General features: G+C 63.9%; 17 protein-coding genes, 1 tRNA gene and 1 pseudogene. 13 read left to right on the top strand and 6 right to left on the bottom strand.

Annotated features, from left to right (window positions below; all coding sequences use genetic code 11):
* A pseudogene (locus tag K0M74_RS00325) lies at window positions 1-276 on the bottom strand (glycosyltransferase WbuB); the annotation flags it as partial.
* 65 nt (window positions 277-341) lie between these two features.
* Between K0M74_RS00325 and K0M74_RS00330 the strand changes: the two are divergent.
* The 8 genes from K0M74_RS00330 (at window position 342) to K0M74_RS00365 (ending at window position 6,828) form a co-directional block, all read left to right on the top strand.
* Entirely contained in the window at window positions 342-497 is a 156-nt protein-coding gene (locus tag K0M74_RS00330) for a hypothetical protein (RefSeq protein WP_293966827.1), read from the top strand.
* Window positions 490-1,872: a putative O-glycosylation ligase, exosortase A system-associated gene (locus K0M74_RS00335; protein ID WP_293966828.1), complete on the top strand. Its 1,383-nt coding sequence runs from the start codon at window positions 490-492 to the stop codon at window positions 1,870-1,872. The genes K0M74_RS00330 and K0M74_RS00335 overlap by 8 nt, the downstream gene beginning before the upstream one ends.
* 37 nt (window positions 1,873-1,909) lie before the next feature.
* On the top strand, window positions 1,910-2,920 hold the full coding sequence (locus K0M74_RS00340) for a DNA topoisomerase IB (RefSeq protein ID WP_293966829.1): 1,011 nt from the start codon (window positions 1,910-1,912) through the stop codon (window positions 2,918-2,920).
* Between the two features lie 22 nt (window positions 2,921-2,942).
* Window positions 2,943-4,151: a mechanosensitive ion channel domain-containing protein gene (locus K0M74_RS00345; protein ID WP_293966830.1), complete on the top strand. Its 1,209-nt coding sequence runs from the start codon at window positions 2,943-2,945 to the stop codon at window positions 4,149-4,151.
* Between the two features lie 94 nt (window positions 4,152-4,245).
* Window positions 4,246-4,704 (top strand): MaoC family dehydratase, encoded by a 459-nt coding sequence (locus K0M74_RS00350; RefSeq protein ID WP_137753976.1) that lies wholly within the window; start codon window positions 4,246-4,248, stop codon window positions 4,702-4,704.
* A gap of 54 nt (window positions 4,705-4,758) precedes the next feature.
* Complete coding sequence (locus tag K0M74_RS00355; protein ID WP_293966831.1) at window positions 4,759-5,940, top strand: acetyl-CoA C-acyltransferase; 1,182 nt, start codon at window positions 4,759-4,761, stop codon at window positions 5,938-5,940.
* On the top strand, window positions 5,940-6,524 hold the full coding sequence (locus K0M74_RS00360) for a carboxymuconolactone decarboxylase family protein (RefSeq protein WP_293966832.1): 585 nt from the start codon (window positions 5,940-5,942) through the stop codon (window positions 6,522-6,524). Before K0M74_RS00355 ends, K0M74_RS00360 begins: the two co-directional genes overlap by 1 nt.
* Before the next feature lie 16 nt (window positions 6,525-6,540).
* Entirely contained in the window at window positions 6,541-6,828 is a 288-nt protein-coding gene (locus K0M74_RS00365) for a putative quinol monooxygenase (protein WP_293966833.1), read from the top strand.
* A 78-nt stretch (window positions 6,829-6,906) separates the two neighbouring features.
* On the opposite strand, the gene K0M74_RS00370 is transcribed toward K0M74_RS00365, so the two are convergent.
* The 4 genes from K0M74_RS00370 to K0M74_RS00385 all read right to left on the bottom strand — a co-directional run bounded on the left by K0M74_RS00370 (window position 6,907) and on the right by K0M74_RS00385 (window position 8,679).
* Entirely contained in the window at window positions 6,907-7,377 is a 471-nt protein-coding gene (locus K0M74_RS00370; RefSeq protein WP_293966834.1) for a RidA family protein, read from the bottom strand.
* A 161-nt stretch (window positions 7,378-7,538) separates the two neighbouring features.
* Window positions 7,539-7,895: a hypothetical protein gene (locus K0M74_RS00375; protein ID WP_293966835.1), complete on the bottom strand. Its 357-nt coding sequence runs from the start codon at window positions 7,893-7,895 to the stop codon at window positions 7,539-7,541.
* 181 nt (window positions 7,896-8,076) lie between these two features.
* Entirely contained in the window at window positions 8,077-8,418 is a 342-nt protein-coding gene (locus K0M74_RS00380; RefSeq protein ID WP_293966836.1) for a helix-turn-helix transcriptional regulator, read from the bottom strand.
* Window positions 8,419-8,430: 12 nt separating this feature from the next.
* The gene (locus tag K0M74_RS00385; RefSeq protein WP_088440262.1) at window positions 8,431-8,679 is read right to left on the bottom strand and encodes a type II toxin-antitoxin system RelE/ParE family toxin; all 249 of its coding nucleotides are present in this window, start codon (window positions 8,677-8,679) and stop codon (window positions 8,431-8,433) included.
* Window positions 8,680-9,030: 351 nt separating this feature from the next.
* Here K0M74_RS00385 and acnA point away from each other — a divergent pair, with 351 nt between their 5' ends.
* Genes acnA through K0M74_RS00400 form a run of 3 tightly spaced genes read left to right on the top strand, consistent with a single transcriptional unit; the run spans window position 9,031 to window position 12,310 of the window.
* A complete protein-coding gene (gene acnA, locus K0M74_RS00390; protein ID WP_293966837.1) occupies window positions 9,031-11,706 on the top strand; it encodes an aconitate hydratase AcnA in 2,676 nt (891 codons plus the stop codon).
* Window positions 11,707-11,721: 15 nt separating this feature from the next.
* The gene (locus K0M74_RS00395) at window positions 11,722-11,994 is read left to right on the top strand and encodes a ribosomal protein L7/L12 (protein ID WP_293966838.1); all 273 of its coding nucleotides are present in this window, start codon (window positions 11,722-11,724) and stop codon (window positions 11,992-11,994) included.
* Between the two features lie 46 nt (window positions 11,995-12,040).
* Window positions 12,041-12,310 (top strand): hypothetical protein, encoded by a 270-nt coding sequence (locus tag K0M74_RS00400; protein WP_293966839.1) that lies wholly within the window; start codon window positions 12,041-12,043, stop codon window positions 12,308-12,310.
* Window positions 12,311-12,321: 11 nt separating this feature from the next.
* Here K0M74_RS00400 and K0M74_RS00405 read toward each other — a convergent pair.
* A tRNA-Val gene (locus K0M74_RS00405) sits at window positions 12,322-12,397 on the bottom strand.
* A 174-nt stretch (window positions 12,398-12,571) separates the two neighbouring features.
* Here K0M74_RS00405 and K0M74_RS00410 point away from each other — a divergent pair.
* On the top strand, window positions 12,572-12,949 hold the full coding sequence (locus tag K0M74_RS00410; protein ID WP_293966840.1) for a CrcB family protein: 378 nt from the start codon (window positions 12,572-12,574) through the stop codon (window positions 12,947-12,949).
* The gene (locus tag K0M74_RS00415) at window positions 12,946-14,064 is read left to right on the top strand and encodes an RluA family pseudouridine synthase (RefSeq protein WP_293966841.1); all 1,119 of its coding nucleotides are present in this window, start codon (window positions 12,946-12,948) and stop codon (window positions 14,062-14,064) included. Before K0M74_RS00410 ends, K0M74_RS00415 begins: the two co-directional genes overlap by 4 nt.
* Window positions 14,065-14,119: the final 55 nt, after the last annotated feature.

A 14,119-nucleotide genomic window follows, 5' to 3' on the forward strand; every position in this document is an offset into this window, starting at 1 on the left:
CCCGCCCCCCGCCCGCCCCCCCCCCCGCCGCGCCCCCGCCCCTACCCCGCCCCCTCCGCGGCGCGCCCCCCGCGCTGGCGCGATCGGCGCGGTGCGGTAAAAGGTCAGGCCGTCGACGGTCTCGCCGTCCGGCCCCGGTTCAGGGTGGCGCACCCCGGTGACCCCCGCGACATCCCACCCCTTCGCCAGCTGCGCCTTCATCAGCGCACGAGTGCGAAAGGTATAGCCGCTGTGCGTCGGCAGGCTATGATCGAGGACGTGCAGGATGCGGGTCATGGGCTAGCGCTTTGACATACGAGCCTTAACGCAGCGTCAACCCCGATCGCGTAGCGGGAGCGGACATGGTCGACAATTTTTCCATCGGGTTGACGCACGTCTTGCTGGCCATTGCGCTCTGGCGCCTGCTGCACCGCGACGATCTCGACCGCGAGGTCAGCCCGCGCGCGCAGTGGCAGCAGCGCCGCGACGCGGAACCGGACGACCGCCCCGATGCGTGATATTGCGTTCGTCGCCTTTCTCTTTGCCTTCATAGGGCTCGGTTTTCGCAAGCCGTTCCTGTTCGTGCTTTGCTTTTGCTACATCGACATCGTCGCGCCGCAGCGGCTGAGCTATTTCCTGATTAATTCGATCCCGATTTCGCTGATCGTCTTCGGGCTCGCGATCACTGGCTGGCTCGCGGTCGACGACAAAAGCGATACGCGCTGGTCGGGGCGGCAATTTCTGCTCGTCGCGCTGCTTGTGTATTGCGGGCTAACGACCATGCAGGCCGATTTCCCGGTCGAAGCCGCCGATAAATGGAGCTGGGTTTGGAAGGCGCTGATCTGGGCGATTTTTCTGCCGCTCACCCTGCGTACCAAGCTGCGGATCGAAGCGCTGGCGCTGATCATGCTGCTTTCAGCCGCGTCGATCGCCATCGCCGGCGGGATCAAGACTGCGGCGGGCGGTGGCGGCTATGGGACGCTGCAATTGCTGCTCAATGAAAATTACGGGCTATACGAGGGGTCGATCATGTCGACCGTCGGGATCGCGATTATCCCGCTGATCCTGTGGTACCGCCGCCATGGGACGATCTTTCCATCGGACTGGCGGGTGACCCTGTTCTGCTTTGCGCTGTGCTTTGCGTGTATGTTGCTGCCGATCGGGACACAGGCGCGCACGGGCCTTGTCTGCCTGGCGGTACTTGCGGTTCTATCGCTGCGCGCGGTCAAGAATCGCTTCCTCTACATCGCCGGTGCCGGGCTGCTGGCAATCGCAGCCATCCCCTTCCTGCCGCAGAGCTTCACCGAGCGCATGGAAACGATTCAGGGGTACAAGGCGGATCAGTCAGCATCGACCCGCGTCGCTGTTTGGGCCTGGACCTGGGACTATGCCAAGGAAAATCCGTTCGGCGGCGGGTTCGAGGCCTATATCCAGAACCGGCTGCGCGTCGAAACCACGGGGTCAGGTTACGACCCCGACCAGCCGCAAAATGCCGAGGCGACCGTACATGACGAACAATCGCGCGCATACCACTCGAGTTACTTCGAGATGCTGGGCGAACAGGGTTATCCGGGGCTGGCGCTGTGGCTGCTGCTCCATATCGTCGGCATTGCGCAGATGGAGCGGCTTCGCCGACGCTATCTGAAAACGCGGCGCGGCGAGGAGCAATGGATCGCCCCGCTCGCGACCGCGCTTCAGCATGGCCATATCATCTATATGGTCGGGTCGTTGTTCGTCGGCATCGCGTTCCAGCCCTTCATTTATATGATGCTGGCGCTCGAAATCGGACTGTCGACCTATTGCCGCCGCCGCGAACAGGAGGCCGGATGGCGCCCGTTGATGGCGCGTCCGGCGCAGGTTCCGGCGCGCCATTCGCTGCCCGACGCGCGCTGAGGCGGAACCAAAAGGCGGGGAAGCGCGCTAATGCACCATGCCCTCCCCGCGCCTGATCCATGTCGACGACGGCCTGCCCGGCATCACCCGTGAGCGCGTTGGCGATGGGTGGCAATACCGCGATACCAAGGGCAAGATCATCCGCGACCGCGATGAAATCGCGCGGCTCAACTCGATTGCCTTGCCCCCGGCGTATGAGGATGCCTGGTATTGCCCCGCTGCCAACGGCCACATCCTCGCCACGGGATTTGACGCCCGCGGGCGCAAGCAATATCGCTATCACCCCGATTTCCGGCTGGCGCGCGAGGCCGACAAATATGACCGCTGCGCCGCCTTTGGCCATGCACTGCCTTTGCTGCGTGCCCGCCTGACCGAGGATCTGGCGCGGCGAACCCTTTGTCAGGAACGCGTCGTCGGCGCGGTCGTCCGCCTGCTCGACCTGGCCGCGCTGCGAGTCGGTAACGAACAATATGTCGCGGCGAACAAAAGCTTCGGCGCCACGACGCTACGCCAGCGCCACGCCAAGCTGAGCGGCCAGAAACTGCGGCTGAGTTACCGCGCCAAGGGCGGCGCGCAGCGGCTGGTGACGATCAGCGACCGCAATTTGACCACGCTGGTGCGGCGCCTGCAGGATCTGCCGGGGCAGAATCTGTTCCAATATGAAGATGATGGCGCCGTCTGTGCCGTCGGGTCCGAAGATGTGAACGCCTATATCCGCGAGGCGATGGGTGACGAATTCAGCGCCAAGCATTTCCGCACCTGGTCGGCGAGCGTGGAGGCCTTTTCGTTCCTCTATGACGCCCCCGAACCGCCGGCGCTCAAAGCCATGCTGGAGCATGTCGCCGACCGGCTGGGCAACACCCCGGCGATCGCCCGCAAGGCCTATGTCCACCCGGCGATGATCGCGGCGGCGCAGGAACGCAGCGACTTTGCCACGGTCGCCGGACCGCTGCCGCGCGTCGCCAAATATCTTTCGCGTTACGAACGCGGATTTTTAGCCTATCTGGAGCGCGCGCCCGCCGCCGCGGCGTTGCTGCAATCCGCCTGACCTGCGACCCAAGAGGACCGACGTGACTTTCTCTATCCTTGCTGCCGCCCAGACCGCTGCCACCAAGACGGCGGCAAGGGTCGCGCCAGCGCGCAACGATCCGATTGCCGACCTGCGCGACTGGTGGGACAGCAGCGTCGCATGGGTGAACAGCCACTGGTTGCAAATCGGCATCGCGATCGCCGCGGGTCTGGCGATCTATTTCCTGCTGTCGATGATCCGCGGCTTTGCGCTGAAACGTGCGCAGGCGACGCCGGGCGAGTTCACCCTGACCCACATCGTCGGGCGGGTGATTCACCAGACCAAATCGTTCGTACTCGCGATCGTCGCGGTGCGCATGGTGGCGGGCTATGCGCAGCCGCCCGCGGTGATCATGCAGATCCTGCAGCTGATATTCACCGTCGCGGTCGTGTTGCAGGTCGCGATCTGGGCGCGCGAGGTCATCCTGGGGCTGATCCAGCGCCGCGCGTCGGACGGGCATAACGAGACATTGTCGAACGCGATGGGGATCATTCGCCTGTTGATCAGTGTCGCGCTGTTCGCGATCGCGGCGATCGTGATCCTCGACAATATGGGGGTCAATGTCACCGGGCTGGTCGCGGGTCTGGGAATCGGTGGCATCGCCATCGGTCTGGCCGCGCAGGGCATTTTTTCGGATCTGTTCGCGTCGCTGTCGATCATCTTCGACCGACCGTTCCGCGTCGGCGAAACGATCAAATATGACACCAGCACCGCGACGGTCGAACGCATCGGGCTGAAAAGTACTCGCCTGCGCTCGCTCAACGGCGAGTTGCTCGTCATTTCCAATACCAATCTGCTGGGCAAGGAGATCACCAATTTTGCCAATCTCCACCGCCGCCGCATCACCTTCACGATCGGCGTCATCTATCAAACGACGCCGACGATGCTGCGCGACCTGCCCGCGCTGCTCGAGGAGCAGGTGGTCGCGGCGGGGCAGGAATTCATCCGTTCCAGCTTCCTGACCTTCGGCCCCTCGAGCCTCGATTTCGAATTGCTGTTCGACGTATTCAGCGACGAATTCGATGTCGTCGCCGCGGCGCGCACCGATGTCGGCATCCGGGTGTTCGAAGCGATGGCTAAGGCGGGTTATGAATTTGCTTATCCGACCCAGACGACCTTTACCGCCGCCCCCGACGGCACGATGATCATGCCTTTTGCCGAGTCCCCAAAACCCAAGGTGAGCGCGGCGAAGATCGCCAAGCCAAGCTGACGCTACGGCGCCGTGGCATGACGGCTTGGGCCTTGTGCAACGCGTCCAGACAGGCCTAGAACGCGCCCCGAACCAATGATCAAGGGGATGAGCGATGGCCACAATCACGCCGCAGGAATTGCAGACCAAGGTCGGTGAGCATCTCGGGACATCCGATTGGGTGCTCGTCGATCAGGAGATGATCAACAAGTTCGCCGACGCCACCGGCGACCACCAGTTCATCCATATCGACGAAGAAAAGGCAAAGCTGACCCCGTTCGGCGGCACCATCGCACACGGCTTTCTGACCCTGTCGCTGATGCCGATGCTGGGCCAGAGCACCGACGGCCCCAAGGTCGGTGGGGTCAAGATGGGCGTGAACTATGGCTGCAACAAAGTCCGCTTCCTGTCGCCGGTCCGCTCGGGCAAGCGCGTGCGCAGCCATATCAAGCTGCTCGAGCTGGAAGAGAAGCGCCCCGGCCAGTGGCAGCAGACCAATGAAGTGACCGTCGAGATCGAGGGCGAGGAAAAGCCCGCATTGATCGCCGAGTGGATCAGCCAGTTTTTCGTTTGAGCGCCGCCCTCCCCGGCAAAGATTTTCTCAAACCCTTCGAAGAGGAATATTACCATGCGTGACGCCGTCATCGTTTCCACCGCCCGCACCCCGCTGACCAAGGCGGGTCGCGGCTCGTTCAACAACACCCTGTCGCCGACGCTCGGCGCCTTCTCGGTCAAGGCGGCGGTCGAGCGCGCCGGTTTGGAAGGTGGCGAGATCGACGACGTCGTGTTCGGCGCCGCGATGCAGCAGGGGTCGCAGACGATGAACGTCGCGCGCCTGATCGCGCTGCGCACCGGCCTGCCGGTCACCGTCCCGGGCATGTCGATCGACCGTCAGTGCTCGTCGGGCCTGATGACGATCGCGACGGCCGCGAAGCAGATCATCGTCGACCGTCAGGACATCTGCGTCGCTGGCGGCATCGAGAGCATCTCGAAGGTCAGCGGCAGCGGCAAGGTGTTCATCGAGACCGACGCCGAGCTGATCGCGATGCACAAGGACACCTACATGCCGATGATCGGCACCGCCGAGGTTGTCGCCAAACGTTATAATATCAGCCGCGAAGCGCAGGACGAATATTCGCTGCAGTCGCAGCAGCGCACCGCCGCCGCACAGGCCGCGGGCCTCTTTTCCGATGAGATCATCGCGTGCCAGGCGACGATGGCGGTGATGGACAAGGAAACCAAAGAGGTTTCGTTCAAAGAGGTCACCGCCGACAAGGACGAATGTAACCGCGCCGACACCACCCTCGAAGGCCTGTCGAGCCTGAAGCCAGTGATGGGCGAAGGCCACACGATCACCGCGGGCAATGCCAGCCAGCTCGCCGACGGTTCGTCGGCGTGCGTCGTGATGGAAGCCAAAGTCGCCGAAAAGCGCGGCCTGACCCCGCTCGGGCGCTATGTTGGCATGGCGGTCGCCGGCACCGAGCCCGACGAAATGGGCATCGGCCCCGTGTTCGCGATCCCCAAGCTGCTCGAACGCTTCGAGCTCAAGATGGACGACATCGGCCTGTGGGAACTCAACGAGGCGTTCGCGGTGCAGGTGCTTTATTGCCGCGACAAGCTCGGCATCCCCAACGAGCTGCTCAACGTCAATGGCGGCTCGATCTCGATCGGCCACCCCTTCGGCATGACCGGCGCGCGCTGCGTCGGCCACGCGCTGCTCGAAGGCAAGCGCCGCGGCGTGAAATATGCCGTCGTCACCATGTGCATCGGCGGTGGTCAGGGCGCAGCGGGCCTGTTCGAGGTCTTCTGATGCGCCTTAGCGCCCCGCGTATCGAGCCGGTCGATCTGGACCGGCTCGATGCCGACCAGCGCGCCGCGCTCGAACCCTTCCTTGTCTCCGATGGGGGCAAGGTCGGGGGCGGCAAGATTCTCAACATCTTCCGCACCCTGGCCCATGCGCCCAAAGCGCTGACCGCTTTCCTCGGCTGGGGCAATTACATCCTGTCGAAGCGCAACGCGCTCAGCTCGCGCGACCGCGAGTTGGTGATCCTGCGTACCGGCTATAATTGCCGTTCGGGGTATGAATGGACCCAGCACAAGCGTATCGGCCACGACTGCGGGCTGACCGAAGAGGAAATCGCGCGGATCAAGACTGGGCCGGACGCGGGCGGCTGGAGCGACCTTGACCGCGCCATGTTGCGCGCGACCGACGAACTTTCGGGCGATCATTTCATCACCGACGCAACCTGGGCCGCGCTCGCCCCGCTCGGCAACAAGGGGCGCATGGATCTGGTGATGACCGTCGGTCAATACACGCAGGTGTCGATGATCCTGAACAGCTTCGGCATCCAGGTGGAAGACGGCTGGGACGTCGATCCCGATCTTCGCAAATAGAACAAGGAGAGAAAAAATGGCCATTGGCATCATCGCCACGCTGCGCGTCCAACCCGGCAAGGAAACGGAATTCGAAGGCGTCTTCGCCGAACTCGCGCCCGCGGTCGCGGCGAACGAGCCCGGCAACAGCTATTACCGACTGTTCCGGACCGAAGAGGCGGGCGTTTACAAGGTCCTGGAATGTTATGACGATGGCGCGGCAGTCGAGGCGCACCGCGCTTCGGAGCATTTCCGTACCCTTGGCGCGAAGCTTGGTCCGTGCCTGGCGGGGGCGCCGGAGATTGAGAAGCTGAGCGCAGTGTAAAGGCCGGGAAACGGCGGCTGGCAAAGGGCTGTTGCCCGCTATATCCTGCCCGTCACGCCGGAAAACCCCCGCCCAACCCTACTTCTTCACCACCCGCGCCACAACCTTGATCTCGACCACCGCGGTCGGCTCGTACAATCGCGACACGCCGATCGCGGTCCACGCCGGAAAGGGTGCCTTCACATGGCGGTTCTTGACCGCGGCAAAGCCGTCGATGTGCGCGGCCAGGTCGATGTGAAAGGTGGTGATGTCGACCACATCGTCCCAGCTGGCCCCCGCGCGCGCCAGCGTCGCGGCGATATGCGCAAAGGCGCGCTCGTATCCGGGCGCCAGATCGCTCTCCCCCTTCGCCGGCCCCGCGACCACCCCCGACAGGTAAATGGTGTCGCCCGCAATCACCGCGGTCGCATAGCCGACGGCCTCCTGAAACGCTCGTGCTTCGGGATTTTCGGGCATCAAGACGTTGGCAGGGTCGCGGGCGAAGGCGGGCTCGGCGAGAAGGGCAAGGCTCAGCATCGCCGTCGCGGCGGTGGCTCGGGTGGTTCGCATGGTCATCTCCCCTGTTCGCTGGTCGGAACGTCAGGGTGACAGGGCTTAGGTGGCGGAGCAAGGCTGGAGACAATTGGGTCTGCGGAATGCGCGAGTCTCGTCGCGTGGATTTGGGAATTAAGCAAACCGTCACGGTAATCCGCGTCATTTCCGTAATGCATCTATCGCAAGCAGAGCCGAGTGATTTCGTCGAAACGAGCATCGAGCGAAGCTAGGTTGGCAGGCCCATTTTCTCCCCGCACACGTCGGTAAGTTAGCGCATTCTCCAGATCGTTGATTGCACTGAGGAGATCGTAATCTCTCGTTCGATGCTTAAGGGCGACCAGAGTATCGCGCAGTTCGTCGATGCGGCGTCCGCTAAGGTCACCCTCGATCGAATCCAGGTGGCCTGTGTAACCCGCGGTCTGAGCAACTATCTGATCTTTTGCTTCTTCCGTAGCAAGAACGCCCATCGCCATAATCTGCTCGATTAAATCATTATGCGCCTCGATTTTTGCGTTCGCAGCGCGAGCCTCCACCGCAGCTTCCGCAGCTACAATTCTGCGTTCCTCAGCATCAAGGGCTTCCCTTTGCCGGTTCCGTGCGCGATCCAATTCGAGTGGTTATTGTTACGTCAGAACATACGAGGAACGCCGGGTCAAGGGGCTTGGAATTACGGTGACAGGTGCAACAACCCCGAAATAGGGCGGTTGCTAACCCTCAAATCAGATCATCCACCATCACCCCCAGCGCCTCCCCCAGCTTCCGCACCGTCTCCACCGACCCCTTGCCGCGCCCGGCCTCGATGTCGGCGATCTGCACCCGGTTGACCCCCGACACCGCCCCCAGCTTCACCTGGCTCAGCCCGCGCAGTTCACGCCACACGCGCAACGGGCTTTCGCCGGCGATCAGCCGCTTGGCATAGTCGGCCGGCACCAACTCGTCCTCGCCCGTCGCCAGCGCCGCCTTGGCGCCGTCAAATGCGCGCAGGTCGGCCAGATCCTCGGCCGCTTCGCGCAGGCGGTCATATTCCGCTTGGGGGATCGTCACCATCTTGTTCATGGGATCATTCCTTCATTCATAGACGCCGCCGCGCGGGCCGATTTCCAGCACCGCCAGCACGACGCCATCCTCCATGATCACGCGCCAGTCGCCGACCCTCAGCCTTATGCCGTCGCGGCCTTTCAGCGCCTTCACATTATTCGCCTGCGACGCGGGATCGGCGGCATAGGCCTCGATCTTGCCGACGATCCGCGCCGATGTGTTGGCGGGCATGCGTTGCAACGCCTTGATTGCGGCCCGCGTGTAGCTGATCGGCTTCATTGCGGGCTTATGTAGTCTAGAACTACATCGTAGTCAATCACTACTTTTTTCGTCATCCCGGATTTGATCCGGGATCCGCTCCAGCAGCGCCGCATGGACCTCGGATCGAGCCCGCGTTGACGATAGGGGAGCCTTCGTGGCTTTGTGTCTTTGTGCGAAAAAATCTTCGCGCCGCCGACGTCACAAGCCAGCACGGGCACCAAGGAACCCACCCCCACCCCCTTGCATTTCCCCACCCCCCGCGTAAGGCGTCCCCAACAAAAACCGCGCGCGCGACTCTTGCTGGCCCCGCTCTCCCGCCACGCCAGCTGATGGTCTTCCCCCGCCGCGCCAACAGGGGACTGCTGCAAGATGACGACCACCGGACACGACACACTGGGCACCCGTTCGACGCTGAGCGTCGCCGGCAAGGATTATGCCTATTATTCGCTCGACAAGGCCGCGGCAAAGCTGGGCGACGTATCGCGCCTGCCGTTCAGCATGAAGGTGCTGCTCGAAAACCTGCTGCGCTTTGAAGATGGCGGCTTCACTGTGTCGACCGACGATGTGCAGGCGCTGGTCGACTGGCAGAAAGATCCGCATTCGAACCGCGAGATCCAGTATCGCCCGGCGCGCGTGCTGCTGCAGGATTTCACCGGCGTTCCCTGCGTCGTCGACCTGGCCGCGATGCGCGATGCGATCGCCAAGCTCGGCGGTGACACGACCAAGATCAACCCGCTCGTCCCCGTCCACCTGGTCATCGACCACAGCGTCATGGTCGATGAATTTGGCCATCCGAAGGCGTTCGAGCAGAATGTCGAGATCGAATATTATCGCAACGGCGAGCGGTACGACTTCCTGAAATGGGGATCGAAAAGCCTCGACAATTTCAAGGCGGTCCCTCCGGGCACCGGCATCTGTCACCAGGTCAATCTGGAGCATATCGCGCAGGCGGTATGGTCGAGCCAGGACGCCGACGGCACCACCGTCGCCTATCCCGATACCTGCGTCGGCACCGACAGCCACACCACGATGATCAACGGGCTGGGCGTGCTCGGCTGGGGCGTCGGCGGAATCGAGGCCGAGGCCGCGATGCTAGGGCAGCCCGTGTCGATGCTGATCCCCGAAGTCGTCGGCTTCAAGCTGACCGGCGCGCTGAAGGAAGGCGTCACCGCGACCGACCTCGTGCTCACCGCGACGCAGATGCTGCGCGCCAAGGGCGTCGTCGGGCGATTCGTCGAATATTTCGGCCCCGGCCTGTCCTCGCTGTCGCTCGCCGACCGCGCGACGCTCGCCAATATGGCGCCCGAATATGGCGCGACCTGCGGCTTCTTTGGCATCGACGACAAGACGCTCGACTATATGCGCCTGACCGGCCGCAGCGCCGAAAATGTCGCGCTGGTCGAGGCCTATGCGAAGGCGCAGGGTCTGTGGCTCTCCGCCGACATGGCCGATCCGGTGTTCACCGATACGCTCACCCTCGACATGGGCAGCGTCGTCCCGTCGCTGGCGGGGCCGAAGCGTCCGCAGGACAAGGTCATCCTCACGGAAGTCGACGATGTGTTCAACGCCGACCTGGCGTCGGTGTACAAGCATGACGGCATCAAGCGGGTGCCGGTCGCGGGCAAGGATCACGACATCGGCGACGGCGACGTCGTTATCGCCGCGATCACCAGCTGCACCAACACGTCGAACCCCGGCGTCATGGTCGCCGCGGGCCTGGTGGCGCGCAAGGCGAACGCGCTGGGTCTGAAGCCCAAGCCGTGGGTCAAGACCTCGCTGGCGCCGGGATCGCAGGTCGTCACCGACTATTTCGACCGCGCGGGCCTCACCGCCGATCTCGACGCAGTCGGCTTCAACCTGGTCGGTTATGGCTGCACCACCTGCATCGGCAATTCAGGGCCGCTGGCGGGGCCGATTTCGGAGGCGATCAACGGCAACGACATCGTCGCCGCGTCGGTCATTTCAGGCAACCGCAACTTCGAAGGCCGCGTGTCGCCCGACGTGCGCGCCAACTTCCTCGCCTCGCCGCCGCTGGTTGTTGCCTATGCGCTCAAGGGCACGGTGACCGAAGATTTCACCACGACGCCGATCGGGCAGGACCAGTCCGGCAAGGACGTGTTCCTCGCCGACATCTGGCCGACCAATCAGGAAGTGGCCGACACCATCGCATCGTGCATCGACCGCAACATGTTCGAGGCGCGCTACGAGCATGTCTATCGCGGCGACGAGCATTGGCAAAAGATCGAGGTTGAAGGATCGGACACCTATCAGTGGCGCGCCGGGTCGACCTATGTCGCCAACCCGCCGTATTTCGAGGGGATGACGATGACGCCCGCTCCGGTATCTGACATCATCGACGCCAAGCCGCTCGCGATACTGGGTGACAGCATCACGACCGACCACATCAGCCCCGCCGGCAGCATCAAGGCGGACTCGCCGGCCGGAAAATGGCTGATGGAACATCAGGTTAACAAGGCCGACTTCAACAGCTACGGCGCCCGCCGCGGCCACCACGACGTCATGATGCGCGGCACCTTCGCCAACATCCGCATCAAGAATGAAATGGTCCCCGGCATCGAAGGCGGCATGTCGCGCTACGGCGACGAAGTCATGCCGATCTACGACGCCGCAATGCGCCACAAGACCGACGGCACGCCGCTGGTGGTCATCGCGGGCAAGGAATATGGCACCGGCTCGTCGCGCGACTGGGCGGCGAAGGGCACCAATTTGCTCGGCGTTCGCGCCGTGATCGTCGAGAGCTTCGAGCGCATCCACCGCTCGAACCTCGTCGGCATGGGCGTGCTGCCGCTGCAGTTCCAGGGCGGCGACACGCGCGAGACGCTGGGGTTGACCGGCGACGACACCTTCACGATCACCGGCGTCGCCGACCTCAAGCCGCGCCAGACGGTGACAGTGAACGTCACCCGCGCCGACGGTTCGACGTTCAGCTTCGAAACGCTCTGCCGCATCGATACCGCGAATGAGGTCGAATATTATATGAACGGCGGCATCCTGCACTACGTCCTGCGCAAGCTGGCGGCGTAAGGCGGGCGACCCGGCATGGGCAAACTGCTGATCCTTGTCGTCGGTCTGGTTCTCGGCCTGCTCCTCGCCCGCTATCTGCGCGGGCAAAGGGCAGGCCGCGATCTCACCGCGCCGCCGCCGCGGCCAATGGTGCGCGTCGGCGACGAGCGGATCGACAATGAGGAAATTCGCGCCCTGATCCGCCAGGACCGCAAAATCGACGCGATCAAGCTGGTCCGCGAACGCACCGGCCTTGGCCTTGCCGAAGCCAAGGACGCGGTCGAGGCCCTCGAACAGACGATGCGCTGAACATCCTGTCCCCGACCGGGGTGCAGGCCGCCCGAAGGGACGACATATGAGCGTTTTGCAGATCGCGATCGAGGTTATCGGCTGGCTTGCCGCCGCCCTCATCCTCGCCAGCTACGTCCTGCTCTCCCTCGGCCGGATCGAACCGCGCGGCTATCTTTATCAATGGATGAACGTCATCGGCGCCAGCGGGTTTGTGTTGAACTCGGGCTACAATGGCGCGCTGCCGTCGGCGGGGCTGAACGTCGTGTGGGCGCTGATGGGCGTTTTCACGCTATGGAGCGTGTGGCGCGCGCGGCGCCTTTCCGTTGAAAGCTGATCCTTTGCAAATGGTGGGCGCTGACGGGCTCGAACCGCCGACCCTCTCGGTGTAAACGAGATGCTCTACCAACTGAGCTAAGCGCCCCCGAAAGGTCGCCAGATGCAGGGAAGGGCGCCCCTGCCACAACCTGCCATCGCTGGCAAGCCGTCGGCGCCTCGAAATTAGCGCGCCAGTGCGTCGCATGCGCTGGCCGCCCCTGACTCCCAGTCCAAACGCACCCGCTATGCCTCGCCGCTATTTCGGGCTAGGGCAGGCGACATGAACAGCCTCTTCCCCGTCATGATCGGCGGCGCGATCGGCGCCGGTGCCCGCCATCTGGCGGGGCAGGTGATGCTCGCGCGGCTCGGTCCCGGCTTCCCCTGGTGGACGCTGACGATCAATATCGGCGGCAGCCTCCTCATGGGTGTGTTGATCGGTGCGCTCGCGCGCGGCGGGGGCAGCGACGCGGCGCGCCTGTTCGTCGGCGTCGGGATACTCGGCGGCTTCACCACCTTTTCCTCTTTCAGCATGGAATTCTGGATGCTTTTCGAACGCGGCCAAAACGCTCAGGCGGCCGCCTATGTCCTCGCGTCGGTGATCGGCGCGATTGCGGCTTGCGGGCTGGGCCTGTTTATTGTGCGGCAGGTGTCGGCATGACCGATGCCAAGCCAAAGCTCGACAGCGCGACGATTGCCGAGGAAGACGACGGCATCCGGCTCGACCGCTGGTTCAAGCGCCACCGCGAAGGCACCCCGCACGCTCTGCTCGCGCGCTGGGCGCGCTCGGGACAGCTGACGCTCGACGGCAACAAAGCCGATGTGTCGGACCGGATCGCCACGGGGCAGAAGCTGGTGATGCCGACGCCGCCGGTGGAAGCCGCAGCGCGCCCGGCGCGCAAGGGCCGCCCGCTGACCGATGCGGATATCGAACTGGCGACGGGGATGATGATCCACCGCGACACGAGCGCGATCGTGCTCAACAAGCCGCCGGGGCTGGCAACACAGGGCGGTACCAAGACCGACGCGCATGTCGACGGCCTGCTCGACGCACTGAAATTTGACGGGCCGACGCGGCCCAAGCTGGTCCACCGGCTCGACAAGGACACCTCGGGCGCGCTGCTGATCGCGCGCACGCCCAAGGCCGCGGCCTATTTCGCCAAAAGCTTTTCGAACCGCAGCGCGAAAAAGACCTATTGGGCGCTGATCGTCGGGGTACCCGACATCCAGCAAGGCGAAATCGACCTGCCGCTGGCCAAGCAGCCCGGTTCGGGCGGCGAAAAGATGCACGTCCATGACGATGGTTTGCCGTCGAAAACGCGCTACCGCGTCATCGAACGCGCGGGGAACAGCGCCGCGTGGGTCGAGTTGCAGCCGTTGACCGGGCGCACCCACCAGCTGCGCGTCCATATGGCAGCGATCGGCCATCCGATTGTCGGCGACGGCAAATATGGCGGCAAGGGCGCGTTCCTGACCGGGACGATCAGCCGCAAGATGCACCTGCACAGCCGCCGCCTGCGCATCGATCACCCCGATGGCGGCGCGATCGACGTCAGCGCCGAGGTTCCCGATCATTTCGCCGCCAGCCTCGATGCGCTCGGCTTCGACCTGCTGCTCGGCGAGGTCGGGATCGACGCCCGAGAAAAAGGCCCGCCGCCCAAATCGGCGCTGAAGGCGCAGGCGAAGGCGCACAGCAAGCAGATCCGCAAAGCGCGGCGCGGCGAGCGCCGCGGGCGCCCCGCCGACCGCAAGCCGCCCGACATAGCCGGGGAATAGGCAAAAGAAAAGGGGAAGGCGGGCAAGGACGGAAAACCGGCGGCCAAGAAACCGG

The sequence above is a fragment of the Sphingopyxis sp. genome (genome assembly GCF_019459305.1).
Lineage (GTDB): Bacteria > Pseudomonadota > Alphaproteobacteria > Sphingomonadales > Sphingomonadaceae > Sphingopyxis.